This is a genomic window from Herbaspirillum sp. NPDC101397 (assembly GCF_044767325.1).
GTDB lineage: Bacteria > Pseudomonadota > Gammaproteobacteria > Burkholderiales > Burkholderiaceae_D > Herbaspirillum.
The window spans coordinates 104,387-130,828 of sequence record NZ_JBIWNS010000002.1; the positions used below are offsets into that span (position 1 = coordinate 104,387).

Genomic DNA, 26,442 nt, shown 5'->3' on the forward strand with positions numbered 1-26,442 from the left:
TTGGCTGCTTACTTCAGCGAAATCGTCGTGTTGACCTGACCTGCTTCTTCGTCCGGTGCGTACCAGCGTGCCGTCACGGTCTTGGTCTGCGTCCAGAACATCACTGCCTGTTTGCCATTCGGGCCGAGGTCGCCGAGCTTGGAAGCACGCGAGCCGGTGAAGCTGAAGTACGCCACAGGCACCGGAATAGGCACGTTGATGCCGACCTGGCCGACGTCGATTTCATTCTGGAACTTGCGCGCCGCCCAACCGGACGAGGTAAAGATCGAGGTGCCGTTGCCGTTCGGATTGGCATTGATGAAGGCGATGGCGTCGTCCAGGGTTTCGACTTCGACGATGCACATCGCGGGTCCGAAGATTTCCTGTTCATAGATGTCCATGCCGGCCTTGACGCCGGTGAACACGGTCGGGCCGACGAAGTTGCCGGACTCGTTGCCCGGCACCTTGCAATTGCGGCCGTCCAGCAGCAGCTTGGCGCCCTGCTCCACGCCGACGCCGATCAGGCGCTCGACACGTTCCTTGGCAGCCTTGGAAACCAGCGGGCCGACGTCGGCCTTGCGATCGCTGCCCGGGCCGACTTTCATGGCCTTGGAGCGCTCGACGATCTCCGGGATCCATTCCTTGGTCTTGCCGACCAGGACCACCACCGAGTTGGCCATGCAACGCTGCCCGGCGGCGCCGAATGCCGCGCCGAGCAGGTTGTTGATCGCTTGGTCCTTCGGTGCATCAGGCAGCACGATGCAGTGATTCTTGGCGCCCATCATGCACTGCGCGCGCTTGCCGGCTTCGCTGGCGCGACGATAGATGTGAGTGCCGACATTGGTCGAACCGATGAAGGAGACGGCCTTGATATCGGGATGGTCGCAAATCATGTTGGCCACTTCCGGACCGCCGTGAACCACGTTCAGCACACCCGGCGGCAGGCCGGCCTTGTTGGCCAGTTCAACCAGGAACAGCGACGAAGTCGGATCCTGCTCGGACGGCTTCAGCACGAAGGTGTTGCCGCAGGCGACCGAGATCGGGAACATGAAGCAAGGCAGCATCACCGGGAAGTTGAACGCGGTGATGCCGGCGCCCACGCCGATCGGCTGGTGAATGGTGTAGACGTCGACGCCGCCGGCCACGTTCTCGGCCAGTTCGCCCAATTGCAGCGAGGTGATCGAGCAGGCATGCTCAACCACTTCGAGGCCGCGCATGACTTCGCCTTCGGCGTCCGGCAGGGTCTTGCCGTGTTCGCGGGTGATCATCTCGGCCAGCGGTGCGATATTGTCGCGCAGCAGTTGCTGGAACTTGAGCATGATGCGCATGCGTTGCGCCAGCGAAGTATTGCGCCAGGTCTTGAACGCTTCCTTGGCGTTGGCGACGGCGCGGTCGACTTCCTCTTTGGTCGCGAACGGCACGCGCGCGACGACTTCCTGCGTGGCCGGATTGATCACGTCGCGCCATTCTTTCGAAGTCGACTGGACGTGTTCGCCGTTGATGTACAGGGGAACGTTAGGAATATTGGCTTGGCTCATGATGCATTTTCCATAGTGATGAAGAAGAAACCGGGGTCGTGTCGGAGATGTATGGCAGGTAAAACACGACTCCCGGAAAAACTTATTTGACCAGCGGGCAGGCCGCGTCCATCGGACGGAAGGCTTGTTGTGCCGGAATGGTCGACAACAGTTTCAGGTAATCCCAGGGCGCCTTCGATTCAGCCGGCGACTTGACCTGGTACAGGTACATGTCGTGGATCACGCGGCCGTCGGGACGGATCGAAGCGTTGCGCATGACAACGTCGCTGATCGGGATCTCGCGCATTTTTTGCGAGACCACTTTCCAGTCGGAGGTCTTGGCGGCGGCGCGCGCCTTCAGGAAGTGATACACGCTGGAATACACGCCGGCCTGAACCATGGTCGGCTTGTTGTTCTTGAACTGCGCTTCGAAGCGCCTGGAGAAGCCACGCGTCTGTTCGTCGTAATCCCAGTAGAAGCCGTCGGTGTAGACCAGGCCCTGGGCTGCATCGAGACCGAGTGCATGGACGTCGGACAGGAACACCAGCAGCGCCACCAGGCGTTGATCCTTGCCGCCCACGGCGAACGAACGCGCCTGCTTGATGGCATTGACGACGTCGGTGCCGCCGTCAGCCAGGCCGATCACCTGGGCCTTGGAAGCCTGCGCCTGCAAAAGGAAGGACGAGAAGTCGGAAGCATTCAGCGGATGACGGACCGAACCCAGCACGGTGCCGCCGTTGGCCTTGACGACGTCGGACGCATCCTTCTCCAGCGAGTGGCCGAAAGCATAGTCGACAGTCACGAAATACCAGGACTTGTTGCCCAGCTTGGTCAGCGCAGCAGCCGCGCCGGCCGCTTGCGAATAGGTGTCGAACATCCAGTGGAAACCATTGGTCGCGCATTCGGCCGTGGTCAGCGCGCCGGTGGCGGGACCACTGTACATGGCGATGCCGCCCTTTTCCTTGATCAGCTTTTGCACGGCCAGCGCCACCGACGAATTGGTCAGGTCGGCGATCGCCTCGACCTTGTCGCGGTCCAGCCATTCACGCGCGCGCGTGACGCCAACGTCGGGCTTGTTCTGGTTGTCGGCCGAGAGGACTTCAATTTTCATGCCCTTGCATTCGGCCTTGAGGCAATCCTCGATCGCCAGCTTGGCGGCAACTACCGAGCCCTGACCGCCCATGGCGGAGTACGGGCCGGACATGTCGGTCAGGATGCCGATTTTGACGGTGTCTGAATTTTGCGCCTGGACGGCGCCGGCAATACAGGTCAGGGAAAGCGCGGCGACGGCGAGGCCGGCGCGGATGTTCTTTTGCATTGAGTCTCCTCGTTTATATGTTTTTTATGAAATTGCTCTGCGGCGATTTCGAGCCTCATTTTGCATGTGCGTTAATATCGTTACAATAACCAATAATTCAAAAGCCTTTTGCATAATTGCAAACGCAATGCAAACGGCTCACAACAATGCACAAGCACGTACAACGGAGACAAGATGCTGGATTGGGACAACCTGCGGGTATTCCTCGAACTTACACGCAGCCAGGGCCTGGTTGATGCCGCCAAGAAACTCGGCATCGATCATTCGACCGTATCGCGGCGCATCAAGCGCTTTGAAGAACAGGTTGGCAGCCAGCTGTTCGACCGCAACAACCACGGCTACAGCCTGACCGCAGACGGTTACCGTCTGGTCGAATACGCGGAAAAGATAGAAAGCACGGTCTACGCCGCTGCCGAAGAACTGGGCGGCCATAACAGGCTGTTGTCGGGCCAGGTGCGCCTGGGCGCGACGGAAGGCTTCGGCACCTTCGTGCTGGCGCCGCATATCGCCCACTTCTGCGCGCGCAATCCGCACATCTCGGTGGACATGCTGCCGATGCCGCGCTTCGTCAACCTGTCCAAGCGCGAGGCCGACATCAGCGTGACCATCGAGCGGCCGGTCAGCGGTAATTACGTTGTCACGAAACTGGCGGACTATGCCTTGAGGCTGTACGCCACCCCGGGCTATCTGGGCAGCCATCCACCCGTGCGCAGCGTGGCCGATCTCGAACCGCACGCCTTCATCGGCTATATTGACGATCTGGTGTTCAGTGAAGAGCTGCGCTACAAGGAAAACATCGCGCCCGAGGCGTTTCGCGCCTTCCGCAGCACCAGCGTGATTGCACAGTACACGGCGGCGCGCAGCGGCCAGGCGTTGGCGATCCTGCCCTGCTTCCTGGCCCAGCAATCGGATGACCTGGTGCCTGTGTTGCCTGATGAAGTCGAGATCAAGCGTTCGTTCTGGCTGGTCGCCGCCAGCGAGCAGCGGCACGTGGCGCGGGTGTCGGCGCTGTGGAGTTACCTGCGCGACTGCATGGAACCGAATAAGGAATTTTTGATGGGGAGGTCGCGTCAGATGACCTGGATGAAATGAGAACGCGCAACCAGCGCGCATTGTATTGAGTTGTTCGCAATCCCACCTGAGCCCCCCCCCGGCTCGAACACAAGGAGATCAGCATGGCAGCAAAGAAGATTTTATTGTTGACCGGCGACTTTGCCGAAGATTACGAAACCATGGTGCCGTTCCAGGCGCTGCAAATGGTCGGCCACACCGTGCACGCTGTCTGCCCCGGCAAGAAGGCGGGCGACAAGATCAAGACCGCCATCCATGACTTTGAAGGCGACCAGACCTATACCGAAAAACCGGGTCACCAGTTCGCTCTCAACGCCAGCTTCGACGAGGTCGATCCGGCCAAATACGACGCCATCGTCATCGCCGGCGGCCGCGCGCCGGAATACCTGCGCCTGGACGCCAAGGTGATCGCCATCGTGCGCCATTTCGCCGAAGCCAAGAAGCCGATCGCGGCGGTCTGCCACGGCGCGCAATTGCTGGCGGCGGCGGGCGTGATCGAAGGCAAGAAGATTTCGGCCTATCCGGCCTGCGCACCGGAAGTCAAACTGGCCGGCGGCCACTATGCCGAGATCGCTGTCGATAGCGCCATCACCGACGGCAACTTCGTCACCTCGCCGGCCTGGCCGGGTCATCCGGAATGGCTGGCGCAATTCCTCAAGATGTTGGGTACGGAGATCAAGCTGTAGTCTTTCGCTTCGCCCGTTAAAAAGCCGCAGCCTGTGACGGGCTGCGGCTTTTTTATTTACTGCAGATGCCGCTCAGGCTTTGGTAATCCAGGCCGGTGATTCTTTTTCGAGGAAGGCGCGCAAACCCTCCTTGCCCTCTTCCGACGCACGCAGATCGGCGATCACGCCGGTGGTGTAATCGCGCAGCGCCGGCGTGGCCGGCAAGGGGTTGGCGACCTGCGCCAATTCCTTGGCGCGTCGCATTGCCTGCGGACCGTTGGCCAGCAAGGTGGCGATGATTTGCTCTGTCTTTGCTTCCAGCTCGGTGGCCGGCACCACTTCATGCACCAGGTCGATGGCGGCGGCGCGGATGGCCGAGAAGCGCTCCGCCGTGACGAAGTAGCGACGCGCCTGCGAGGTGCCGATCTTGGCGATCACGTAGGGGCTGATGACGGCCGGCGCCAGGCCGAGCTTGACCTCCGACAAGGCGAAGAAGGCGTTGTCGCTGGCGATCGCGACGTCGCAGCAGGATACCAGGCCGACGCCGCCGCCCATCACGGTGCCCTGGATGCGGGCCACGGTCGGGCATGGAAAATTGTTGAGGTTTTCCATCAGCGCGGCGAGCTGGTGCGCATCCTTGAGATTGTCTTCGCGCGAAGCGTCGGCCATACGGCGCATCCAGCCGAGATCGGCGCCGGCGGAGAAGGATTTGCCGGTCGAGGCCAGCACCAGCACATTGACTTGCGGATTGTCGCGCGCTTGTCCGATCAGGTCGATCAGATGGGCGATCAGCAGGTCGTCGAAGGCGTTGTGGACTTCGGGGCGGTTCAGGGTGATGGTGGCTACCCCGCGCTCGTCGATGGTGAGATCGGCGGCTTGGCTCATGGTGGGCTCCTTTGTCTTTTATTGATTGCTTGATGGCTGATGGTAAAAGAAAAATGCGATCAAGGGGATGTGGGTGAGGAGATTAGCGGGAAATGGGGGGATGGGTTGTCTTTGGAAGGACAAAGGTGGTGGTGGTTGCTGCTGGATTTGCGGCGGGGGTCGCCCGCTTTGCGGGCGCGCTTGTTTCGGCTTTGCCGAAACGTTGCTGTTGTTCTTGGATTGACTGATTGACGGCGTTGGGTCGAACGCCGGTTCGCCCGCTTTGCGGGCGCGCTCGTTTCGGCTTTGCCGAAACATTGCTGTTTTTTCTTGGATTGATTCATTGACGGCGCTGACTCGAACGCCGGTTCGCCCGCTTTGCGGGCGTGCTCGTTTCGGCTTTGCCGAAACATTGCTGTTTTTTCTTGGGATTATTTTTCTTTTGAGCAGGATCGCCGGTCTGCTAACGAACGCTGCGCGTCCGGGGATTCGCCTACCTTCGGCAGGCCGCGGTTTCGCCAGCAGGCGAAACCCTTCGAATCCCCCGCGTGATGTGCGCAGGCACATCACTTGGGGACGTCAAAATAAAAATGCCCGCATAAGCGGGCATTTTTATTTTGGCGTCCCCAGGGGGATTCGAACCCCCGTACTCACCGTGAAAGGGTGATGTCCTAGGCCTCTAGACGATGGGGACAATTGTCCTGTACTGCAGTAACCATTCAATAGCACTTTGTAAAAGCTGGCGTCCCCAGGGGGATTCGAACCCCCGTACTCACCGTGAAAGGGTGATGTCCTAGGCCTCTAGACGATGGGGACATCGCATACATCATGTCCCGCAGCTGTTACCGTACTACGACTGTGTGGCATCACAGTTTGTTACCTGCATCTTACTGCTACTTCTACTACTCAGTTACTACTGAGTCGCTGGTGGAGGTAAGCGGGATCGAACCGCTGACCTCTTGCATGCCATGCAAGCGCTCTCCCAGCTGAGCTATACCCCCTTGCGAAGAAGCGAGATTATGCAACATGCATTGGTAAATAGCAAGAGGGTTTTCGGAAAAACCCTCTTCTTTATTACAAATAGTTTTGCAAACGCGCCAGCACCGCTTCGCGGCCGAACAATTCCAACACCGCGTCAATCGCCGGCGTCTGCAACTGACCGGCCACGATCAGGCGCAATGGCATCGCCAGCAACGGCATCTTCAGCGTGTGGGCAGCAAGCACTTCCTTGATCATTGCGCCCAGCGCCGCCTTGCTCCACTCCACCGTCGCACAGCGTGCAGCGAAATCCTGCAACGCCGGCTTGATGGCGTCGGTGATGTGTTGCGCCACCAGTGCAGCATCAGGTGCAGGCTGACGATAGAACATCAGCACCGCAGGAGCGAGTTCGTTGACGGTATTGGCGCGCTCCTTGAGCAATGCAATGGCCTGCGCCAACGCCGGCGCGCCGTCGAACTGCGCGCCTTCTTTTTCCAGCAGCGGACGCACCAGCGCAGCGAGGCGCTCGTTGTCGGCCAGCTTGATGTAGTGGTTGTTGAGCCAGGCCAGTTTTTCCGGATTGAATTGCGCCGGCGACTTCGACAAATGGTCGAGGTCGAACCATTCGCAGAATTGTTCCATCGAGAAAATTTCTTCGTCGCCGTGGCTCCAGCCCAGGCGCGCCAGGTAGTTGAGCATGGCTTCCGGCAGGAAACCTTGCGCCGGATAATCCATCACGCTGACCGCGCCGTGGCGCTTGGACAGCTTCTCGCCGTCGGCGCCGAGGATCATCGGCACGTGGCCGTACAGCGGCAGCGTGCCGCCCAGCGCCTTGAGAATGTTGATCTGGCGCGGTGTGTTGTTGACGTGGTCGTCACCGCGGATCACGTGGGTGATTTTCATGTCCCAATCGTCCACCACGACGCAGAAGTTGTAGGTCGGCGTGCCATCCGGACGCGCAATCACAAGATCATCCAGCTCACGGTTGGAAATCGTGATCGGCCCCTTGACCACGTCGTCCCAGGTGACGTCGCCGTCGAGCGGATTGCGGAAGCGCACCACCGGCTTGCGGCCTTCGGGGATCGCCGGCAAGGTCTTGCCGTCTTCGGGGCGCCATGTGCCGTCGTAACGCGGCTTCTCGCCTGCGGCGCGTTGGCGTTCGCGCATGGCTTCGACTTCTTCCGGCGAGGAATAGCAATGGTAGGCGCTGCCCTGTTGCAGCATCTGCGCCACCACTTCGCGGTAACGGTCCATGCGCTTCATCTGATAGAACGGGCCTTCGTCATGCGCCAGACCCAGCCACTGCATGCCCTCGATGATGGCCTGCACCGCTTCCGGGGTGGAACGCTCCAGATCGGTGTCTTCAACGCGCAGGATGAAGGTGCCACCGAAACGGCGCGCATAAGCCCACGAGAACAAGGCCGTGCGTGCGCCGCCCAAGTGGAGATAACCAGTCGGGCTGGGCGCAAAGCGGGTGCGGACGGGCGTGGTAGGTGCTGTGGATGTCATGATAAATAAAAACGGCCTTGGAACGCCAAAGCCGTTGTCAGTCTGATCGGAAAGCCGCCATTTTACCGCGTCAGCCGCTGCGATGGAACGCAGCGACGGCAGACGGCAGGCGACGCGTGGTTTTACTTGACGGTGATGTTGATGGTCTTGCTCAAAGCCGGACCGTAGGACTGGTGCGCACCATCGGCGAACTGCATGGTCAGCTTGTACTTGCCCGGCGGCAGCGTCACCTTCGCTTCAGTCTGGCCCTTGCCGTAATGCAGGTGGGTGTCGTCCATCGGAATCGGCGTCCCCTTGGCGATCGGACCGGTGTTGATCAGCAGGTGATGATGGCCGGTGTTGGGCGCCATCTCGCCGGCCGGCTTGACTTCCATGCCGGTGACGGCGAACTTGACGTCGAACGGACTGGTGACGACGGCGCCGTCCATCGGCGCCGTGAACGACACCGACGGCTCGGCCGCCTGGGCTGCCGCGGCGAACAGGACGGATGCGGCGAACAGGGTCGTGACGAATCGGGATGGGCGGAATGTCAGGGATTTCAGGGATGTCATGGCAATTCTCCTTGCTGCGTTCTACGTTAGTGGGATTCCCCCCATGGCGTCGCCGGCATTGACCGACCGACCAATCGATCAATCGATCAGTCGTTCTGGATCACGATGCTCGGGAACTTGCTGGTCATGTCCTTGGCTTTTTCCGCCACTTTGACAGCGACCTTGCGCGCGATGTTCTTGTAAATTTCAGCCACCGCGCCATTCGGCTCGGCCACCACGGTCGGACGGCCGGAATCGGTCTGCTCGCGGATCGCCATCGTCAGCGGCAACGCGCCGAGGAAATCGACGCCGAAGTCGGCACACATCTTCTCGCCGCCGCCGCTGCCGAAGATCGCCTCTGCATGGCCGCAGTTGGAGCAGATGTGCGTGCTCATGTTCTCGACAATGCCCAGGATCGGGATGCCAACCTTCTCGAACATCTTCAGGCCCTTGCGCGCGTCCAGCAAGGCGATGTCCTGCGGCGTCGTGACGATCACCGCGCCGGTGACCGGCACCTTCTGCGACAGCGTCAGCTGCACGTCTCCGGTGCCCGGCGGCATGTCGACGATCAGGTAGTCCAGGTCGCGCCAGTTGGTCTGGTCGAGCAGCTGCTGCAAGGCCTGCGTGACGATCGGGCCGCGCCACACCATCGGCTCGTCCGGATCGATCATGAAGCCGATCGACGACACTTGCAGGCCGTGGTTTTCCAGCGGCTCCATGGTCTTGCCGTCCTTGGTCTCGGGCTTGGCGTCGATGCCCAGCATCATCGGCTGCGACGGACCGTAGATGTCGGCGTCGAGGATGCCCACGCGCGCGCCTTCGGCGGCCAGCGCCAACGCCAGGTTGGCGGCGGTGGTCGACTTGCCGACGCCGCCCTTGCCGGAAGCCACGGCGATGATGTTCTTGACGTTGGATTTAAGCTTGATGCCGCGCTGCACCGCATGCGCGACGATCTTGAAATAGACATTGGCCTTGACCGCGCCAACGCCTTCAACCGCCCGCACGGCGGCCTCGGCGGCGCTGCGAATCGGTTCGATCTGGCTATTGGCCGGATAACCCAGCTCGACGTCGAAGGCGACATCGACGCCGGTGACCTGGATGTTCTTGACCGACTTGCCCGCCACCAGATCCTTGCCGGTATTGGGGTCGATGACCTGGGACAGCGCTGCTTTGACGACTTCTGCGGTGATGCTCATTACCTCTCCTTGATGGACCTTTTCCAATGCACCCGCAAGTCTAAACCAATAGCGCCGCCGAGGTTGCCGCATCGATACGGCAAGCTTCACGAAAAATTGCCATGCAAACATGAAAATCGCCGTTTTCACCGGCTTGCTTCCGGCTTGTTTGCGGCTAGTTTATGGATCAACCCTGCGCCAAAGCCCCTGCGGCTGCTAAAATGACCCTCTTTCCTGATCACCAACCCAAGCACGCATTGCCAATGAGCACTTCATCGCCACGCCAACTTTTCGTTACCACCGCCCTTCCCTACGCCAACGGCGCGTTCCACATCGGCCACATCATGGAATATATCCAGGCCGATATCTGGGTCCGGTTCCAACGAATGCAGGGTAATGAAGTCCATTTCGTCGGCGCCGACGACGCCCACGGCGCACCGATCATGATCGCGGCTGAAAAAGCCGGCGTGACGCCGCAGCAGTTCGTTGCCGACATCGCGGCCGGCCGCAAGCAATACCTGGACGGCTTCCACATCGCCTTCGACAACTGGAGCTCGACCGACAGCCAGGAAAACCACCAGCTGTCGCAAGACATCTACCGCGCCCTGCGCGACGATGCCAAGCTGATCACGACCAAGACCATCGACCAGTTCTTCGACCCGGTCAAGAGCATGTTCCTGCCGGACCGCTACATCAAGGGCGAATGCCCGAAGTGCGGCACCAAGGACCAGTACGGCGACTCCTGTGAGAACTGCAGCGCCGTCTACGCGCCGACCGACCTGAAGAATCCGTACTCGACCCTGTCGGGCGCAACACCGGTGATGAAATCGTCGGAACACTTCTTCTTCAAGCTGTCGGATCCGAAATGCGTGGCCTTCCTGCGCGAATGGGCGCTGGACAACAACCGCCTGCAACCGGAAGTGGCCAACAAGTGCCGCGAATGGCTGGATGGCGAGAGCGGCCTGGGCGACTGGGACATCAGCCGCGACGCGCCCTACTTCGGCATTGAAATCCCTGACGCGCCGGGCAAGTACTTCTATGTCTGGCTGGACGCGCCGATCGGCTACCTGGCTTCGCTTAAGAATTACTTCGAGAAGACCGGCCGCGACTTCGACGCCTTCATGGCCGACGACAAGACCGAGCAATATCATTTCATCGGCAAGGACATCACGTATTTCCACACGCTGTTCTGGCCCGCCATGCTCAAGTTCGCCGGCCGCAAGACGCCGACCAACGTGTTCGCGCACGGCTTCATCACCGTCAGCGGCGAAAAGATGTCGAAGTCACGCGGAACCGGCATCTCGCCGCTGCGCTACCTCGACATCGGCATGAATCCGGAGTGGCTGCGCTATTACATTGCCGCCAAGCTCAACGCCAAGGTGGAAGACGTCGACTTCAACCCTGACGACTTTGTGGCACGCGTCAATGCCGACCTGATCGGCAAATACGTCAACATCGCCAGCCGCGCCGCCGGCTTCATCGCCAAGCGTTTCGACGGCAAGCTGTCGACCGCGTGGGCAACTGCCGACGATGCCTTCCTGGCCAAGCTGCGCGGCATCGCACCGGACATCCTGGCGCTCTACGAACAACGCGAATACGGCAAGGCCCTGCGCGCGATCATGGAGCAAGCCGACGTCATCAACGCCTACGTCGACGCCAACAAGCCATGGGAACTGGCCAAGGACACCGCCAAGGACGCGCAACTGCATGAAGTCTGCAGCCGCCTGCTGGAAGCCTTCCGCATCCTGACCGTGTACCTGAAACCGGTGCTGCCGCAACTGGCAGCGCAAGTCGAAGGCTTCCTCAACGTCGCGCCGTTCACCTGGGCCGACGTCCAGACCGCACTGCCTGACGGTCACGTCATTAATGCCTACGCCCATCTGATGCAACGCGTCGATCCGAAGATGCTGGATGCGCTGTTCGATGCGCCTGAAGCGGCTGCTGTTGCAACGCCTGCCGAAACGGCTGATGCCGGCATCGAAGAACTCGCCCCCGAAATCAGCATTGATGATTTCGCCAAGATCGATCTGCGCATCGCCAAGATCGTCAACTGCGAAGCCGTCGAAGGCTCGACCAAGCTGCTGCGCCTGACGCTGGACGCCGGCGAAGGCAAGACCCGCAACGTGTTCTCCGGCATCGCTTCGGCCTACAAGCCGGAAGAGCTGGTCGGCAAGCTGACCGTGATGGTCGCCAACCTGGCGCCGCGCAAGATGAAGTTCGGCATTTCCGAAGGCATGGTGCTGGCCGCTTCCGCCAAGGATGAAAAAGCCAAGCCGGGCATCTATGTGCTCAATCCGTGGCCGGGCGCCGAGCCGGGCATGCGGGTTCGTTAATCTCAGCGATCACTCGCCATGGCAGACATTGACCTTCTGATTCGTGAAGCCACCGTCGACGATGCGGAGCTGATCGCCGAGCTCACGCGCGGCAGCTGGGCCAACAAGGTTGCGCCCAGTTCGAGCGGCCACCGTGAAGAACCCAAACGCGTCGCCGAAGACCTGCAACGCGGCGGCGGCTTCGTGCTGCTGCGCAGCGACGTACCGGCCGGCTCGGTGCGCTGGTTGCCGCTGGACACCGAACTCGACGTCTGGGAAATCCTGCGCATGGGCATCCTGCCCGACTATCGTGGCGAACGCCTGTCGCAACATCTGATGGAGGCCCTGATCCATCGCGCCCTGGCCGCCGACATTGGCGAACTGCGCCTGGCGGTCCGCAGCGATCAGGAACAACTGCTCGACGTCTACGCCGCCTTCGGTTTTGAAATCGCCCCTGAACTGGAATACACCCGCGCCAATCCGATGGAGCCGTCGCCCATCGTGATGCGTCGCTGGCTGCGCAACTAACTCCCTGCCTCAGCCTTGCCCCGAGCCGTCGTCCGCGCTGCAATCGCAGTCGCGCACGACGGTTTTTCTTTCCCGCCGCGCTGCTTCCCATCGTCATCTTGCCGGCGCGCACGTGCTCGCCGATGCTGCACGGCGTCAAGGCTCAGGCTTGATTTCTCGAATCAATTCGATTATTGTACAAACGTTCAACAACAATGATCATCTGTTCAAAGACAAAATGGCAACCACAGACCGTCAGGACATTGCTTATTCCGCTGTGCGCGTCGCGCGTCTGTACTATTTCCAGAACATGACGACGGCGGCCATCGCGGAAGAGATCGGCACCTCGCGCGCGACCGTGTCGCGGCTGCTGTCGTACGCCATGGAGAACGGCCTGGTCGAGATCCGCGTGCATGATCCGCAGGAACTCTCGGGCAATCTCGAAGCCGCCATCACCAAACACTATCCGCTGCGCTCGATCCAGGTGGTGCCGGTGCCGGCCGCCGCCACCGAGCGCGAAAGCATGCAGCGTGTCGCCGCGCACACCGCCGCCTACCTGAATACGCTGATGCAACCGTCCACCGTCATCGGCCTGGCCTGGGGCAACACTGTCGCCGCCATTGCCGACAACCTGAGTCCGAAGGCAGTGCACGACGTCGACGTGGTGCAGCTCAATGGTTCGGGCGCGGGCGCCAACATCGTCAACACCTTCGGCGAATCGCTAGTGTCGCGCTTCGCCCAGAACTACGGCGGCCGCGCCCACAGCTTCCCGGTGCCGGCCTTCTTCGACTACGCCGACACGCGCACCGCGCTGTGGCGTGAGCGCAGCATCAAGGCCATCCGCACGCTGCAGAACGACGCCACCATCCTGCTGTTCAGCATCGGCGCGGCCGAAACCGGCAGCCACATTCACACCGGTGGCTATCTCGACAAGCAGGACCAGCAAGACATCCGCCGCGACGACGTGGTCGGCGACATCGCCACCGTGTTCTTCCGCGACGACGGCAGCTGGCGCGACGTGGCGCTCAACGCGCGCAGCAGCGGCCCCGACCTCGACCGCTTTCAGCGCGCCGCGCATTCGATCTGCGTGGTATCCGGCAAGGGCAAGATCCCGGGCCTGCGCGCAGCACTATTGGGCGGCTTCATCAATGAACTGGTGATTGACGAGCCCACCGCCCGCCTGCTGGTGCAGCAACTGGACGAAGACAAGAACGAGGCGATGCAGGAAGCGCCTGCCGGCAAGACCGCAAACAACAAAACCAACCGCAAACGAGCAAAGTAATGAGTACAGCGACCACTTCAGAAACCTACGATCTCCTGATCATCGGCGGCGGCATCAACGGCGCCGGCGTGGCGCGCGACGCCGCCGGGCGCGGCCTCAAGGTCGCCTTGTGCGAGCAGAACGATTTCGCCGGCGCCACCTCCTCGGCCAGCACCAAGCTGATCCACGGCGGCCTGCGCTATCTTGAATACTATGAATTCCGCCTGGTCGCCGAAGCGCTGGCCGAGCGCGAACACCTGCTCAACATCGCACCACACATTGCGTGGCCGCTGCGCTTCGTCATGCCGCACGTCAAGGGCCTGCGCCCGCGCTGGATGATCCGCCTCGGCTTGTGGATGTACGACCATATCGGCGGCCGCATCACGCTGCCGCATTCGGAAGGCATCGCGCTCGACCGGATGAGCGCGCCAAGCGGCCTGCGCGCCGACATCACGCGCGGCTTCGCCTATTCCGACGCCTGGGTCGACGACGCCCGCCTGGTGATTCTCAATTTGCTGAGCGCACAGGAACACGGCGCCGACATCTTCGCCCGCACGCGCCTGGTCGACGCCAAACGCAGCAACGGCCAATGGCAATGCGAAGTCGAGAACACCGTCACCGGCGTGCGCAAGCAGCTCACCGCACGCGCCGTGGTCAACACCGCCGGCCCGTGGGTGGCGAAGATGGACCAGCTGCTTAATCCGGCCCAGCAAGGCAAGGCGCACGCCGCCGTCAAGCTGGTGCGCGGCAGCCACATCGTGGTGCCGCGCCTGTTCGCCGGCGAGCATGCCTACATCCTGCAGAACGACGACAAGCGCATCGTGTTCATGATTCCCTATGAAGACAAGTTCACGCTGATCGGCACCACCGATGTGCCGCAGGAGAACATGGATAACGGGGCCAAGATCAGCGCTGACGAAGAAGCCTACCTGCTGCGCGCGGTCAATCAATACCTGGCCAAGCCGATAGCCCACGCCGACATCGTCTGGCGCTACGCCGGCGTGCGCCCGCTGTTCGACGACGAATCCGACAATCCCTCGGCCGTCACGCGCGACTACACGCTGGTGCTGCAGGATGCGGACAATACGCCTTGCGTGTCGGTCTACGGCGGCAAGATCACCACCTACCGTCGCCTGGCCGAATCGGTGCTGGAGAAACTGGCGCCCTGGACCAAGACCCGTCGCGGTCCGTGGAGCAAGGACGAAGCCCTGCCCGGCGGCAAGTTCAAGCGCGCCGATCGCGCCCAGGAACTGGATTACCTGAAAAAGAAATACGCCCAGCTCGACGCCCATTTCCTGACTCGCCTGTTCGGTCGCCACGGCCGCATCGCCCACGTCATCCTCAAGGAAGCGCAGACGCCGGCCGAACTCGGCCGCGACTTCGGCGGTGGCCTGGTGCAGCGCGAGGTCGATTACCTGATCACGCACGAATGGGCCTACCAGCCGGACGACATCCTGTGGCGCCGCACCAAGTGCGGCTTGCACATGAGCGAGCAACAGCGCGCCGAGTTCGCCGCCTATTTCGACGAACACTGCACCATCCGAAAACACCTGGCCGCACAGATGGCGCAGACCTGAGCGCGACCGCATTGATTTGCATCACCATTCATTTCTTTACCGAGGGGACACCGCGATGGCAGCAATTTCGCTCAAGGGCATTACCAAGAACTGGGGAGACGCCCAGGCAGTAAAAGGCATTGATTTCGAAGTGAAGTCGGGCGACTTCACCGTGTTGCTGGGACCGTCCGGCTGCGGCAAGTCGACCACGCTGCGCCTGATTGCCGGCCTCGATACGCCGTCCACCGGCGCCATCCGCATCGGTGAGCGCGACGTCACCAACCTGCCGCCGGCGCAACGCAAAATCGCCATGGTGTTCCAGTCGTATGCGCTGTTCCCGCATCTCAACGTGCGCGACAACATCCTGTTCGGCGTGCGTGTGCGCAAGGAGCCGGCCAAGCATTTCGACGAACGCCTCAAGCGCGTCGCCGACATCCTCGGCCTGAGCCACCTGCTCGACCGCCGTCCCGGCCAGTTGTCGGGCGGCCAGCAACAGCGCGTGGCGCTGGGCCGCGCCATCATCGCCGATGCGCCGGTCTGCCTGATGGATGAGCCGCTGTCGAACCTCGACGCCCAGCTGCGCCAGGAAATGCGCCGTGAAATCCGCGCCCTGCAACAGCAGCTCAACATGACCATGATCTACGTCACGCACGACCAGACCGAGGCGATGAGCATGGCCGACCAGGTGATCCTGCTGCGCGACGGCAAGATTGAACAGAACGCGCCGCCGGCCGAACTGTATGCGCAACCTGCTTCGGTGTTCGCCGCGCGCTTCATCGGCACGCCGCCGATGAACATCCTGCCGCTGTCGAACAGCGCCGCCGGCCTTGTCATAGAAGGCAGCAGCGGTCCGGTGATCCATCCGTACAACGTCGATGAAGAATGGCAACTGGGCGTGCGCCCAGAGCACATCCATCTGGTTGAGCAAGGCATTGCCGCCACCGTCGACACGATCGAATACTTCGGCGCCGACACCATCGTCGGCTGCCGCGTCGGCCAGGCCTCGCTGCTCATGCGCGTGCCGGGCCAGCTGACGCTGGTGCCGGGCGATGCGATCCAGCTCGGCTGGGATCGTGGCAGCCAGTATTTCTTCGACCGGAAATCGGGCTTGCGCCGCCTTCCGATGTAATCGTTTTCATCGCTTTTGCTTTGCACGACAGACGTACCACCATAACTAAATTGGGAGACAAACATGCGTAGAGTCATTCTGAAATCCATGGCCGCAGCAGTTACAGCAGCCGTCGCAGGCGCCTTCGCCGCTCCGGCATTCGCCGCCAATCCGGTCGAACTGACCTTCTATTATCCGGTCGCCGTGGGCGGCCCGATCACCAAGACCATCGACACCATGGTCGCCGATTTCGAAAAACAGAATCCCGACGTCAGGATCAAGGCGGTCTACGCAGGCACTTACCAGGAAAGCATCGTCAAGGCGCTGACCGCGTTCAAGAGCGGAACGCCGCCGACGCTGGCCGTGCTGCTGTCGACCGACCTGTTCACGCTGATCGATGAAAACGCCATCGTGCCGATCGACGGCCTGGCCAACAAGCCGGAAGACAAGAAGTGGATCGAAGGCTTCTACAAGGGCTTCATGGACAACAGCCAGACCGGCGGCAAGACTTGGGGCATTCCGTTCCAGCGCTCCACCATCGTGATGTTCTGGAACAAGAACCTGTTCAAGGAAGCCGGCCTGAATCCGGACAAAGCGCCGGCCACCTGGGCCGAGACCATCACCTACGCCAAGAAGCTGACCAAGAGCGACGCCAACGGCAACGTCTCGCAATGGGGCCTGAAGATTCCATCGACCGGCTTCACCTACTGGATGTTCCAGGGCCTGACCACGCCGAACGACACGGCGCTGATGAACACCGCCGGCACCAAGACCTACTTCGACAAGCCGGCCGCAGTCGAGTCGCTGCAATACTGGGTCGACCTGTCGGCCAAACACAAAGTCATGCCAAGCGGCGTGATCGAATGGGGCACCACGCCGAAGGACTTCCTCGAACAGAAGGCCGCGATGGTCTGGACCACCACCGGCAACCTGACCAACATCCGCGCCAACGCCAGCTTCCCGTTCGGCGTGGCGATGCTGCCGGCCAACAAGCATCCGGGCAGCCCGACCGGCGGCGGCAATTTCTACGTGTTCAACAAGACTTCGCCGGAACAACAGCAAGCTGCCGTGAAGTTCATCCGCTTCGCCACCGAGCCTGCACGCGCGGCCCAATGGTCGATCGCCACCGGTTATGTGGCGCCGCGCCAGGACGCCTGGGATACGCCGGAAATGAAGAAGTACCTGCAGGAAGTGCCGGCCGCCGCCGTGGCGCGCGAGCAGATGAAGTACGGCGTGGCCGAACTGTCGACGCATGACAACCAGCGCGTCACCAAGGCGCTGAACGACAATCTGCAGGCTGCTCTGTCCGGCACCAAGACGCCGGAAGCGGCACTGAAGGATGCGCAACGTGAATCCGATCGCATCCTGCGCAGCTGGAATCGTTAATTGACGCTTTGGCGAAGCAAAGGTCTGCAATCGCCGGTGCAGGGACAGGTTCCTGCACCGGCATTGCACCTGGTCTGAGACAGCAAAAGGCTTTACATGAATCGCACACAATTTTCCATCACACCCTGGCTGCTGCTGATGCCGGCCATGGTGCTGCTGGTCGCGTTCACCCACTATCCGGCGGTGGCGACGATCTGGCACAGTTTCTTTTCCACGCCCAAGGGCGCCAGCCCGTCGGTGTTCGTCGGCCTGGAAAACTATGCGCTGATGGCCGACGACCCGGTCTTCTGGCGCGCGCTATTCAACAACCTGTGGTTCGCGCTGGGTACCATCCCGGTCTCGATCGCGCTGGCCATCATGATGGCGCTGTGGGTCAACGACAAGCTGCTGGGCCGCGGCCTGCTGCGCCTGGCTTACTTCACGCCGACGGTGCTGCCGATGATTGCGGTGGCCAATATCTGGTTGTTCTTCTACACGCCGCAATACGGCTTGCTGGAGCAACTGACCAATGCGCTTGGCCTGCCTTCGCATAACTGGCTGGGCAATCCGGACACCGTGCTGGGCTGCATGATGGTGGTGGCGATCTGGAAGGAAGCCGGCTTCTTCATGATCTTCTACCTGGCTGCGCTGCAGCAGATCTCGCCCGTGCTGGCGGAAGCTGCCGGACTGGAAGGCGCATCGCGCTGGCAGTATTTCTGGAAGGTGCAGTTCCCGCTGCTGATGCCGACCACGCTGTTCGTGCTGATCAACGCGCTGATCAATTCCTTCCGCCTGGTTGACCATATTGTGGTGATGACCAAGGGCGGACCGGACAACGCCAGCTCGCTGCTGCTGTACTACATCTATGAAGTCGGCTTCAGCTTCTGGGATTCGTCCTACGCCGCCGCGCTGACCGTGGTGCTGCTGATGATGCTGGCGGTGATCGCCTTCGTCAAATTCCGAATTCTCGACCGCAGGACTCACTACCAATGATCGCTCAAGCCACCAATCCGTTCGGTGAACGGAACAAGATACTGGAAACCATCGCGGCCTGGGTGCTCGGCCTGCTGTGGCTGCTGCCGCTGATCTATGCGGTCTGGACCGCATTCCATCCAGCCGAGTTCGCCACGCGCTTCTCGCTGACCGCGCCGCTGACGCTGCAGAACTTCGTCAACGCCTGGAATGCGGCGCCATTCCCGCGCTACTTCCTCAACACCTTCCTGCTGGTGTCGATGATCCTGATCGCGCAGATGGTGCTGGCGACGATGGCGGCCTATGCATTTTCGCGCTACCGCTTCCGCGGCGACAACATCATGTTCATGCTGGTGCTGATGCAACTGATGGTGATGCCCGACATCCTGATCGTCGAGAACTACAACACCATGAACCTGCTCGGCCTGCGCGACACCATCCTGTCGATCGGCCTGCCCTACTTCGCCTCGGCGTTCGGCATCTTCCTGCTGCGCCAGACCTTCAAGACAGTGCCGCGCGAGCTGGATGAAGCCGCCACCGTGGAAGGCGCCAGCGCCATGCAAGTGCTGTGGAAGGTGTACGTGCCGCTGGCCAAGCCGATCTACCTGGCGTTCGGGCTGGTCTCGATCAGCACGCACTGGAACAATTTCCTGTGGCCGCTGATCGTCACCAATTCGGTCGAATCGCGTCCGCTGACGGTCGGTCTGCAGGTGTTCTCGTCTACCGACCAGGGCGTCGACTGGTCGATCATCACCTCGGCCACGCTGATGACCTCGGCGCCGCTGTTGCTGGCGTTCCTGCTGTTCCAGCGCCAGTTCGTGCAGTCGTTCATGCGCGCCGGCATTCGCTGATTTGATGAGGATATTGCGATGAAACTCATCAGCTGGAATATCCAATGGTCGCGCGGCGTTGACGGCGTCGTCGATCCGGCGCGCATCGTGCGCGACGCAAAGAAGCTCGGCGACTTCGACGTGCTGTGCCTGCAGGAAGTGGCGGCGAATTTCCCGTCGCTGGCCGGCAGCGCCGGCGAGAACCAGTTCGATATCTTCGCGCGACTGTTGCCGGACTTCACGGCCATCCCGGCGGCCGGCGTCGACGTCGCCGCACCCGACGGCAGCCGGCGCTGCTTCGGCAACATGATCCTGTCGCGCTATCCGGTCTCGCGCGTGCTGCGCCACCAGTTGCCGTGGCCGGTCGACGCCGACGTCATCAGCATGCCGCGCGTGCTGATCGAGGCGACGCTGGACACGCCGCTGGGCGCTGTGCGCGTGATGAACACGCACCTGGAATATTATTCCCTGCTGCAACGCCGCGCCCAGGTCGAGGCGATCCGAGCGATTCATGCCGAGACCTCGCTGCGGGCGGCCCGCAGCCGCGTGCGCGACCTGTCTGGTTCGCCTTACCATGCGTTCGAACAGACATCCAAAACGATCCTCACCGGCGACTTCAATTTCCGCCCGGAAGATCCGCTGCATTCGCGCCTGCAACATCCGTTCAAGGACGGCGCGCCGAGACTGCGCGACACCTGGGAATACCTGCACGGGAACAAACCGCATCCGCACAATGTCGGTCTCTATGACCGCGAACAATGGCCGGAAGCCTTTGCCTGCGACTTCATCTTCGCCAGCGAAGATTTGTTGCCGCGCGTGCGCGCCTTTGACATCGACAGCGACACGCACTCTTCCGACCACCAACCGCAATTACTGGAATTGAAATGAAATCCGTAGACCAATTGCCGCGCGCACAGGTCACGACCGTCTTCACCGACATCGACGACACCCTGACCACCGACGGCAAACTCAGCGCGCAAGCGTACCAATCGCTGGAGACTTTGCAGCGCGCCGGCCTGCGCGTGATCCCCGTGACCGGCCGTCCGGCCGGCTGGTGCGACCAGATCGCGCGCATGTGGCCGGTCGACGGCGTGATCGGCGAGAACGGTGCGCTCTACATGTGGCATGACCGCGCCGCCAACAAGCTGCGCACACGCCATCTGCTGGATGAAATAAGCCGCCGCAATAACACCGACAAGCTGGCAGCAGTGCGCGACCGCATCCTGCGTGAAGTGCCGGGTTGCGCCGTAGCGTCCGATCAGTTCTGCCGCCAGTACGACCTGGCCATCGATTTTTGTGAGGATGTACCGCCGCTGGACCGCGCAGCCGTTGATCGCATCGTGCAAATCATGGAAGATGCAGGGATGACTGCAAAAATCAGTTCCATCCACGTCAACGGCTGGTTCGGCGACTACGACAAACTGAGCATGGCGCGCCTCATGATGCAGGAGCGCTACGACGTCGACCTCGCCGATGACGAAGAACGCAGCCGCTGCGTATTCGCCGGCGACTCGCCCAACGACGCACCGATGTTCGCCTACTTTCCGCTGTCGGTGGGGGTGGCCAACGTGCTCGAATTTGCTGATCGCCTGCAACATCCGCCGCGCTTCATCACGCGGCATCCTTTCGGCGCCGGATTTGCCGAATTGACTCAACATTTGCTGGAGCCATGACCACCCTTCTCAACCTGCTTTCTGCACTGGCCCTGCTGGTATGGGGCACCCACATCGTTCGTACCGACGTGCTGCGCGTCTACGGTGCGCAGCTGCGCCGCATCCTGAGCACCAGCATCAAGCGCCGCGGCCTGGCCTTCCTGGCCGGCGTCGGCGTCACCAGCCTGGTCCAGAGCAGCAACGCCACCGCCGTCATCGTCTGCTCCTTCGTTGCCCAAGGTCTGGTCGGGCTGACGCCGGCGCTGACCATCATGCTCGGCGCCGACGTCGGCACTGCGCTGATGACGGGCGTGCTGAGTTTCGATCTGTCGTGGATTTCGCCGCTGCTGATTTTCGGCGGTGTGGTGGTGTATCTGTCGCGCCGCCATACCTCGGTGGGACGCCTGGCGCGCGCCGTGATCGGCCTCGGCCTGATCCTGCTGGCGCTGGAACTGATCACTGCGGCGACGCGGCCGATGATCACGGGCGCCGGCATCAAGGTACTGTTTTCCACACTGACCGGCGACATCATTCTCGACGCGCTGATCGGTGCGGTGTTCGCCATGCTGACCTATTCCAGCCTGGCTGCCGTGCTGCTGGCTGCGACGCTGGCCACCTCCGGCATCATTTCGCTGAAGGTGGCGCTGTGCCTGGTGATCGGCGCCAACCTCGGCAGCGGCATCCTGGCGCTGCTGACTGCCGCCAGCCAGAACGTCGCCGGCCGACGGGTGGCGCTGGGCAGCATGCTGTTCCGCCTGTCCGGCGCGATCGTGGTGCTGCCCTTCATCAATTACATCGACTTGTGGATTGCCCTGCTGGGCAAGGACCTGCGCTTCAGTGTGGTGGCCTTCCACGTGCTGTACAACACGGTGCGTTGCGGCCTGCTGCTGCCGCTGGTGGAACCGATGGCGCGCCTGTGCGAACGACTGTTGCCGGCGTCGCAGAAGGATGAAGAAGACGCCGCCGTCGCGCGCCACCTCGACCTTGCCGCAATCGACACGCCCTCGCTGGCGCTGGCCAATGCCTCGCGAGAAGTGCTGCGTATCGGCGACCTGATCGAGAAAATGTTGACGAGCCTGTTGCCGGTCATTCGCGACAACAACCAGCTGCGCGCGCAACAGATCCGCAAGCTCGATGACGACGTCGACAAGCTGTATACGGCGGTGAAGATGTATCTGGCGCGCGTCTCGCGTGAAGAACTCAATGAAAAGGAAGTGCGCCGCTGGACCAATATCGTCACGCTGACGATCAACCTGGAACAGGCCGGCGACATCATCGAGCGCATCGTCAAGGGCATCGAAAGCAAGAAGATCGCGCTGCAGCGCAGCTTCTCCGCTGCCGGCATGAACGAGGTCTGCGAAATGCATGCACGCCTGGTGGCGAGCCTGCAACTGGGCCTGTCCGTGTTCATCGACGGCGACCTCAAGAGCGCGCAAAAACTGCTGGCCGAGAAGGAAGCGTTCCGCGACCTTGAACGCGCCTACTCCAAGACACACCTGACGCGTCTGGCCGGCGAAACCCAGCAGAGCATCGAAACCAGTTCCTTGCATCTGGACCTGATCAGCGACATGCGCCGCATGCATTCGCTGTTCTGCTCGACCGCCTATTCGGTGCTGGACGAAGCCGGCATGCTGCGCCGCAGTCGCATGGACATCGGTGAAGATCCGGTGGTGGTGCAGGAGCGCCAGGAGTTCGGCGACTACTCGCACCCGCCCTGATCTGATCGGCGCCGACCGGCGCTGATCCCGCGCTGATCCTGCGCAATGCAGGTCAGTGCCCGGATATCTCCGAAATCGACATGCGCACGACCTTGCCGGTCTGCATGTCGAAATGCACGTTGAACAGTCGTTCTTCATGGACGTACAGGTATTTCCAGTCCCACACTTCTTCCTGCTTGCGCGCGAACGGCACCACGGTGCGCGGACGGCCGAGCATGTTGCGCACTTCTTCGCGGGTCATACCCTTCTGCACCCGGTCAAAGTTTTCGGCGGTCAGCACTTGTTGATAGTCTGATAATTTTCCATCGGCGCCGATGCGGAACATCCAGGTGCGAACACCTTGGGGTCCTTTCGGGTATTCCAGCGTGCGGCCGCCGTCGCTCTCCTCGCGCACGCTGTCCGGCTGTCCCATCACGCCGCGCACGTCGGCCTCGGTCGATACGCCTTTGTTCAACTTGTCCAAACCGAATTCCTCCAGCGGATTGCCGTTGCGGTCGCAGCCGAGCGCGAGCACAGTCGCGCAGACAGCCAGCAGCCGGGCCAGCAAGTTGTTTTTGATCATGGTCATCTTTGCGTCTGCCATTCTATGCGGGCTTCAAGACAGGGTAGAATAGCGGTTATTAGCCAGTTAACAAGAATTCCCGGGATAAATCATGTTCTTCAGCAAACTTTTCACCTCGTACGAGTCGGAAGCCACCAAGTTCATCGCCGAACTCAAGGAAAAGAATCCCGACCTCGAAGAACAGCAACGCGCCGGCCGCGCCCTGCTGTGGGACAAGACGCCGCTGGATCTGGACAAGACCGCGCGCGACAAGGAATCCCGCGTCAAGCAACAGCCTTACGTTTACCAAAATCACTGATTCGCCAGCATGATCGAAAACGCCGGGAATCCATCCTCCGACGCTGCCGAACTGACGCTGGAAGGCCAGCCGGACTCGACCCCCAATGTGGTCGACGGCGTCGCGTTCGCGAAGCTGTACGGCGAGCCGCTGTTCAAGCTGCCCACCGATCTGTACATTCCGCCGGATGCGCTGGAGATTTTCCTGGAAGCGTTCCAGGGACCGCTGGATCTGTTGCTGTACCTGATCCGCAAACAAAACTTCAACATCCTCGACATCCCGATGGCGCAGGTTACCCTGCAATACCTCGAATACGTCGAACAGATCCGCAAGCACAACCTTGAGCTGGCCGCAGAATACCTGCTGATGGCGGCGATGCTGATCGAGATCAAATCGCGCATGCTGCTGCCGGTCAGGAAGGCCGATTCCGGCGAAGAAGCCGAAGATCCGCGCGCCGAACTGGTACGCCGCCTGCTCGAATACGAACAGATGAAGCTGGCCGCGCAAGAGCTCGACTCGCTGCCGCAAGTCGGCCGTGACTATGTGCGCACTCAGGTTTACGTGGAGCAAACCGTCGTCACGCGCTGGCCCGACGTCAACGTCGACGACCTGCATGCGGTGTGGGCCGACATCATGCGGCGCGCCAAGCTGACCGCCCATCACCATATCAGCCGCGAAGAATTGTCGGTGCGTGAACACATGACCGGCATCCTGCGGCGCCTGCGTTCGGCGCGCTTCGTCGAATTCGCCGACCTGTTCGATCCGGCCCGCGGCGTACCGGTGGTGGTGGTGAATTTCATCGCCCTGCTCGAGCTGGCCAAGGAAACCCTGATCGAAATCACCCAGGCTGAAGCCTTCGCGCCGATCTACGTGCGGCTGTCCTATTCACCGAGCTGAGCTGCCGAACTCACCCTTCAGCTCTATCGGCCCAGTACATCGCAGCCTGCTTCCGCATCCATTCACGACACCACGCCATGAAAATCATCTCGTCCATCGAAGAACTGCGCGACCAGCTGCGCGGCCAATTGCGCACCGCTTTCGTCCCCACGATGGGCAACCTGCATGAAGGCCACCTGTCGCTGATGCGCCTGGCGCGCACCCACGGCGATCCGGTGGTCGCGTCGATTTTCGTCAACCGCCTGCAGTTCGGACCGAACGAAGACTTCGACAAATATCCGCGCACCTTCCAGGCCGACATCGACAAGCTGGAGAAGGAAGGCGTCTACGTCCTGTTCGCACCGACGGAAAGAGATCTCTATCCCGAGCCGCAGGAATACCGCGTGCAGCCGCCGGATGATCTCGGCAACATCCTCGAAGGCGAATTCCGTCCCGGCTTTTTCACCGGCGTGACCACCGTCGTGCTCAAGCTGTTCTCCTGTGTGCAGCCGCGCGTGGCGGTGTTCGGCAAGAAGGATTACCAGCAGCTGATGATCGTGCGCAACATGGCGCGCCAGTTCGCGCTGCCGACCGAAATCATCGCCGCCGAAACCTGGCGCGCCGACGACGGCCTCGCGCTGTCCTCGCGCAACGGCTACCTGTCGGCCGACGAACGCGCGGAAGCCCCCGAGCTGTACAAGGTGCTCAACCAGGTCGCCGACGAAGTGCGCGGCGGCCATCCCGACATTTCCAGACTGGAACGCAAGGCCATGGATGCGCTGACGCAGCGCGGCTGGCAACCCGATTACATCTCGATCCGCAAGCGCAACGACTTGCAGCCGCCGTCCGCCGGCGACCTGGCGCAGGGCGAACAACTGGTCGTGGTCGCCGCCGCCAAACTCGGCAAGACGCGCCTGATCGACAATCTCGAAGTCTGATGCGCTATCGGCTGATGCCGCTGCGGTTCGCTGTGCCGGCGGCGCTGGCGTTGCTTTGGGCCGGCAACGCCGCCGCAAGCATCACCGTCACCGATGATTTCGGCAACGACATTCGTCTCGACAAGCCCGCCCGCCGCATCGTCAGCTTGTCGCCGCATACCACCGAATTGCTCTACGCCGCAGGCGCCGGACCGTATGTCATCGGCGTCAGCAACTACAGCAACTATCCTCCGGCTGCGCTGCAAGTGACCTCGGTCGGCCGCATCAGCGCGGTCGACATAGAAAAAATCCTCACGCTCAAACCCGATCTGATCTTGGCCTGGCGCAGCGGCAACTCAGCCTCGCAGTTGCAGCAGCTGCGGGCGTTCGGTTTGCCGGTGTTCGAAAGCCAGCCGGCCGATTACGCAACGATTGCGACCTCGCTGGAACGGCTGGGTGTACTCAGCGGCACCGACGAACAAGGCCGCAAGGCGGCCGCGGATTTCCGCGCGCGCTGGCAGGCACTGAGCCACAACTACCGTGACCGCAAGCCGGTCAACGTGTTCTATCAGATCTGGGGACGACCGCTGATGACGCTCAACGGCAAGCACATGGTGTCGACGGTGCTGCACACCTGCGGCGGCAACAATATCTTCGGCGACTTGCCGCAACTGGCGCCCCACGTCAGCCTGGAGTCGGTGATTGCCGCCAATCCCGAGGCCATCCTTGCCCCCGACGACGCCAAGGATCATCCGCTCGATGAATGGCGTCAGTTCGGCAAGATGAAGGCGGTGGTCGCCGGCAACCTGTTCACGGTCAACGCCGACTGGCTTAACCGTCCGGGTCCGCGCGTCCTGGATGCGACCGAAGAAGTCTGCAAGATGCTCGATACAGTGCGCGCGCGGCGTCCGCCTGGCTAAAAA

General features: G+C 61.6%; 24 protein-coding genes and 3 tRNA genes. 17 read left to right on the forward strand and 10 right to left on the reverse strand.

Annotated features, from left to right (window positions below):
• Positions 1-8: 8 nt before the first annotated feature.
• Complete coding sequence (locus tag ACIROW_RS05255; protein ID WP_402272710.1) at positions 9-1,517, reverse strand: CoA-acylating methylmalonate-semialdehyde dehydrogenase; 1,509 nt, start codon at positions 1,515-1,517, stop codon at positions 9-11.
• 82 nt (positions 1,518-1,599) lie between these two features.
• Positions 1,600-2,814 (reverse strand): ABC transporter substrate-binding protein, encoded by a 1,215-nt coding sequence (locus ACIROW_RS05260; protein WP_402272712.1) that lies wholly within the window; start codon positions 2,812-2,814, stop codon positions 1,600-1,602.
• A 174-nt stretch (positions 2,815-2,988) separates the two neighbouring features.
• Here ACIROW_RS05260 and ACIROW_RS05265 point away from each other — a divergent pair, with 174 nt between their 5' ends.
• Complete coding sequence (locus ACIROW_RS05265; protein ID WP_402272714.1) at positions 2,989-3,906, forward strand: LysR family transcriptional regulator; 918 nt, start codon at positions 2,989-2,991, stop codon at positions 3,904-3,906.
• 83 nt (positions 3,907-3,989) lie between these two features.
• On the forward strand, positions 3,990-4,571 hold the full coding sequence (locus tag ACIROW_RS05270) for a DJ-1/PfpI family protein (protein ID WP_402272716.1): 582 nt from the start codon (positions 3,990-3,992) through the stop codon (positions 4,569-4,571).
• 72 nt (positions 4,572-4,643) lie between these two features.
• Here the strand turns inward: ACIROW_RS05270 and ACIROW_RS05275 are convergent, their stop codons facing one another.
• From ACIROW_RS05275 to apbC, 7 genes are all read right to left on the reverse strand, one after another.
• The gene (locus ACIROW_RS05275; protein ID WP_402272718.1) at positions 4,644-5,435 is read right to left on the reverse strand and encodes an enoyl-CoA hydratase-related protein; all 792 of its coding nucleotides are present in this window, start codon (positions 5,433-5,435) and stop codon (positions 4,644-4,646) included.
• Between the two features lie 597 nt (positions 5,436-6,032).
• Positions 6,033-6,108: transfer RNA gene (locus ACIROW_RS05280), tRNA-Glu, on the reverse strand.
• A 46-nt stretch (positions 6,109-6,154) separates the two neighbouring features.
• Positions 6,155-6,230, reverse strand: a tRNA-Glu gene (locus tag ACIROW_RS05285).
• Positions 6,231-6,339: 109 nt separating this feature from the next.
• Positions 6,340-6,415: transfer RNA gene (locus ACIROW_RS05290), tRNA-Ala, on the reverse strand.
• A 73-nt stretch (positions 6,416-6,488) separates the two neighbouring features.
• Positions 6,489-7,901 carry a glutamate--tRNA ligase gene (gltX, locus tag ACIROW_RS05295; protein ID WP_402272720.1) on the reverse strand — a complete coding sequence of 471 codons (1,413 nt, stop codon included), beginning with the start codon at positions 7,899-7,901 and terminating at the stop codon, positions 6,489-6,491.
• Positions 7,902-8,023: 122 nt separating this feature from the next.
• Complete coding sequence (locus ACIROW_RS05300; RefSeq protein WP_402272722.1) at positions 8,024-8,452, reverse strand: DUF4399 domain-containing protein; 429 nt, start codon at positions 8,450-8,452, stop codon at positions 8,024-8,026.
• Between the two features lie 86 nt (positions 8,453-8,538).
• Positions 8,539-9,627 (reverse strand): iron-sulfur cluster carrier protein ApbC, encoded by a 1,089-nt coding sequence (gene apbC / locus ACIROW_RS05305; RefSeq protein ID WP_402272725.1) that lies wholly within the window; start codon positions 9,625-9,627, stop codon positions 8,539-8,541.
• A 242-nt stretch (positions 9,628-9,869) separates the two neighbouring features.
• On the opposite strand from apbC, the gene metG reads away from it, so the two are divergent.
• From metG to ACIROW_RS05360, 11 genes are all read left to right on the forward strand, one after another.
• The gene (metG, locus tag ACIROW_RS05310; RefSeq protein ID WP_402272728.1) at positions 9,870-11,939 is read left to right on the forward strand and encodes a methionine--tRNA ligase; all 2,070 of its coding nucleotides are present in this window, start codon (positions 9,870-9,872) and stop codon (positions 11,937-11,939) included.
• A gap of 27 nt (positions 11,940-11,966) precedes the next feature.
• On the forward strand, positions 11,967-12,446 hold the full coding sequence (locus ACIROW_RS05315) for a GNAT family N-acetyltransferase (RefSeq protein ID WP_402273812.1): 480 nt from the start codon (positions 11,967-11,969) through the stop codon (positions 12,444-12,446).
• Positions 12,447-12,663: 217 nt separating this feature from the next.
• Entirely contained in the window at positions 12,664-13,707 is a 1,044-nt protein-coding gene (locus ACIROW_RS05320) for a sugar-binding transcriptional regulator (RefSeq protein ID WP_402272730.1), read from the forward strand.
• Positions 13,707-15,263, forward strand: coding sequence for a glycerol-3-phosphate dehydrogenase (glpD, locus tag ACIROW_RS05325; RefSeq protein WP_402272732.1), 1,557 nt, complete (start codon positions 13,707-13,709; stop codon positions 15,261-15,263). The genes ACIROW_RS05320 and glpD overlap by 1 nt, the downstream gene beginning before the upstream one ends.
• A 55-nt stretch (positions 15,264-15,318) precedes the next feature.
• Positions 15,319-16,371 carry an ABC transporter ATP-binding protein gene (locus tag ACIROW_RS05330; protein WP_402272735.1) on the forward strand — a complete coding sequence of 351 codons (1,053 nt, stop codon included), beginning with the start codon at positions 15,319-15,321 and terminating at the stop codon, positions 16,369-16,371.
• Positions 16,372-16,434: 63 nt separating this feature from the next.
• Positions 16,435-17,736, forward strand: coding sequence for an ABC transporter substrate-binding protein (locus ACIROW_RS05335; RefSeq protein ID WP_402272738.1), 1,302 nt, complete (start codon positions 16,435-16,437; stop codon positions 17,734-17,736).
• A 96-nt stretch (positions 17,737-17,832) separates the two neighbouring features.
• Positions 17,833-18,708: a carbohydrate ABC transporter permease gene (locus tag ACIROW_RS05340; RefSeq protein WP_402272741.1), complete on the forward strand. Its 876-nt coding sequence runs from the start codon at positions 17,833-17,835 to the stop codon at positions 18,706-18,708.
• Complete coding sequence (locus ACIROW_RS05345; protein WP_402272744.1) at positions 18,705-19,538, forward strand: carbohydrate ABC transporter permease; 834 nt, start codon at positions 18,705-18,707, stop codon at positions 19,536-19,538. The genes ACIROW_RS05340 and ACIROW_RS05345 overlap by 4 nt, the downstream gene beginning before the upstream one ends.
• An 18-nt stretch (positions 19,539-19,556) precedes the next feature.
• Complete coding sequence (locus ACIROW_RS05350) at positions 19,557-20,405, forward strand: endonuclease/exonuclease/phosphatase family protein (protein WP_402272747.1); 849 nt, start codon at positions 19,557-19,559, stop codon at positions 20,403-20,405.
• Positions 20,402-21,190, forward strand: coding sequence for an HAD family hydrolase (locus tag ACIROW_RS05355; protein ID WP_402272750.1), 789 nt, complete (start codon positions 20,402-20,404; stop codon positions 21,188-21,190). The genes ACIROW_RS05350 and ACIROW_RS05355 overlap by 4 nt, the downstream gene beginning before the upstream one ends.
• On the forward strand, positions 21,187-22,887 hold the full coding sequence (locus ACIROW_RS05360) for a Na/Pi cotransporter family protein (RefSeq protein ID WP_402272753.1): 1,701 nt from the start codon (positions 21,187-21,189) through the stop codon (positions 22,885-22,887). Before ACIROW_RS05355 ends, ACIROW_RS05360 begins: the two co-directional genes overlap by 4 nt.
• Before the next feature lie 52 nt (positions 22,888-22,939).
• On the opposite strand, the gene bamE is transcribed toward ACIROW_RS05360, so the two are convergent.
• Complete coding sequence (gene bamE / locus ACIROW_RS05365; RefSeq protein WP_402272756.1) at positions 22,940-23,455, reverse strand: outer membrane protein assembly factor BamE; 516 nt, start codon at positions 23,453-23,455, stop codon at positions 22,940-22,942.
• A gap of 85 nt (positions 23,456-23,540) precedes the next feature.
• On the opposite strand from bamE, the gene ACIROW_RS05370 reads away from it, so the two are divergent.
• The 4 genes from ACIROW_RS05370 to ACIROW_RS05385 all read left to right on the forward strand — a co-directional run bounded on the left by ACIROW_RS05370 (position 23,541) and on the right by ACIROW_RS05385 (position 26,439).
• Positions 23,541-23,747 (forward strand): DUF3460 family protein, encoded by a 207-nt coding sequence (locus ACIROW_RS05370; protein WP_402272759.1) that lies wholly within the window; start codon positions 23,541-23,543, stop codon positions 23,745-23,747.
• Between the two features lie 9 nt (positions 23,748-23,756).
• Positions 23,757-24,623: a segregation and condensation protein A gene (locus ACIROW_RS05375; protein ID WP_402272761.1), complete on the forward strand. Its 867-nt coding sequence runs from the start codon at positions 23,757-23,759 to the stop codon at positions 24,621-24,623.
• Between the two features lie 77 nt (positions 24,624-24,700).
• Positions 24,701-25,540, forward strand: coding sequence for a pantoate--beta-alanine ligase (gene panC / locus ACIROW_RS05380; RefSeq protein ID WP_402272764.1), 840 nt, complete (start codon positions 24,701-24,703; stop codon positions 25,538-25,540).
• Complete coding sequence (locus ACIROW_RS05385) at positions 25,540-26,439, forward strand: cobalamin-binding protein (RefSeq protein WP_402272767.1); 900 nt, start codon at positions 25,540-25,542, stop codon at positions 26,437-26,439. Before panC ends, ACIROW_RS05385 begins: the two co-directional genes overlap by 1 nt.
• Positions 26,440-26,442: the final 3 nt, after the last annotated feature.

Coding starts and splice junctions, on each gene's coding strand:
- ACIROW_RS05255 (WP_402272710.1), bottom strand. CDS start 1,517: ATGAGCCAAGCCAATATTCCTAACGTTCCCCTGTACATCAACGGCGAA.
- ACIROW_RS05260 (WP_402272712.1), bottom strand. CDS start 2,814: ATGCAAAAGAACATCCGCGCCGGCCTCGCCGTCGCCGCGCTTTCCCTG.
- ACIROW_RS05265 (WP_402272714.1), top strand. CDS start 2,989: ATGCTGGATTGGGACAACCTGCGGGTATTCCTCGAACTTACACGCAGC.
- ACIROW_RS05270 (WP_402272716.1), top strand. CDS start 3,990: ATGGCAGCAAAGAAGATTTTATTGTTGACCGGCGACTTTGCCGAAGAT.
- ACIROW_RS05275 (WP_402272718.1), bottom strand. CDS start 5,435: ATGAGCCAAGCCGCCGATCTCACCATCGACGAGCGCGGGGTAGCCACC.
- gltX (WP_402272720.1), bottom strand. CDS start 7,901: ATGACATCCACAGCACCTACCACGCCCGTCCGCACCCGCTTTGCGCCC.
- ACIROW_RS05300 (WP_402272722.1), bottom strand. CDS start 8,452: ATGACATCCCTGAAATCCCTGACATTCCGCCCATCCCGATTCGTCACG.
- apbC (WP_402272725.1), bottom strand. CDS start 9,627: ATGAGCATCACCGCAGAAGTCGTCAAAGCAGCGCTGTCCCAGGTCATC.
- metG (WP_402272728.1), top strand. CDS start 9,870: ATGAGCACTTCATCGCCACGCCAACTTTTCGTTACCACCGCCCTTCCC.
- ACIROW_RS05320 (WP_402272730.1), top strand. CDS start 12,664: ATGGCAACCACAGACCGTCAGGACATTGCTTATTCCGCTGTGCGCGTC.
- glpD (WP_402272732.1), top strand. CDS start 13,707: ATGAGTACAGCGACCACTTCAGAAACCTACGATCTCCTGATCATCGGC.
- ACIROW_RS05330 (WP_402272735.1), top strand. CDS start 15,319: ATGGCAGCAATTTCGCTCAAGGGCATTACCAAGAACTGGGGAGACGCC.
- ACIROW_RS05335 (WP_402272738.1), top strand. CDS start 16,435: ATGCGTAGAGTCATTCTGAAATCCATGGCCGCAGCAGTTACAGCAGCC.
- ACIROW_RS05340 (WP_402272741.1), top strand. CDS start 17,833: ATGAATCGCACACAATTTTCCATCACACCCTGGCTGCTGCTGATGCCG.
- ACIROW_RS05345 (WP_402272744.1), top strand. CDS start 18,705: ATGATCGCTCAAGCCACCAATCCGTTCGGTGAACGGAACAAGATACTG.
- ACIROW_RS05350 (WP_402272747.1), top strand. CDS start 19,557: ATGAAACTCATCAGCTGGAATATCCAATGGTCGCGCGGCGTTGACGGC.
- ACIROW_RS05355 (WP_402272750.1), top strand. CDS start 20,402: ATGAAATCCGTAGACCAATTGCCGCGCGCACAGGTCACGACCGTCTTC.
- ACIROW_RS05360 (WP_402272753.1), top strand. CDS start 21,187: ATGACCACCCTTCTCAACCTGCTTTCTGCACTGGCCCTGCTGGTATGG.
- bamE (WP_402272756.1), bottom strand. CDS start 23,455: ATGACCATGATCAAAAACAACTTGCTGGCCCGGCTGCTGGCTGTCTGC.
- ACIROW_RS05370 (WP_402272759.1), top strand. CDS start 23,541: ATGTTCTTCAGCAAACTTTTCACCTCGTACGAGTCGGAAGCCACCAAG.
- ACIROW_RS05375 (WP_402272761.1), top strand. CDS start 23,757: ATGATCGAAAACGCCGGGAATCCATCCTCCGACGCTGCCGAACTGACG.
- panC (WP_402272764.1), top strand. CDS start 24,701: ATGAAAATCATCTCGTCCATCGAAGAACTGCGCGACCAGCTGCGCGGC.
- ACIROW_RS05385 (WP_402272767.1), top strand. CDS start 25,540: ATGCGCTATCGGCTGATGCCGCTGCGGTTCGCTGTGCCGGCGGCGCTG.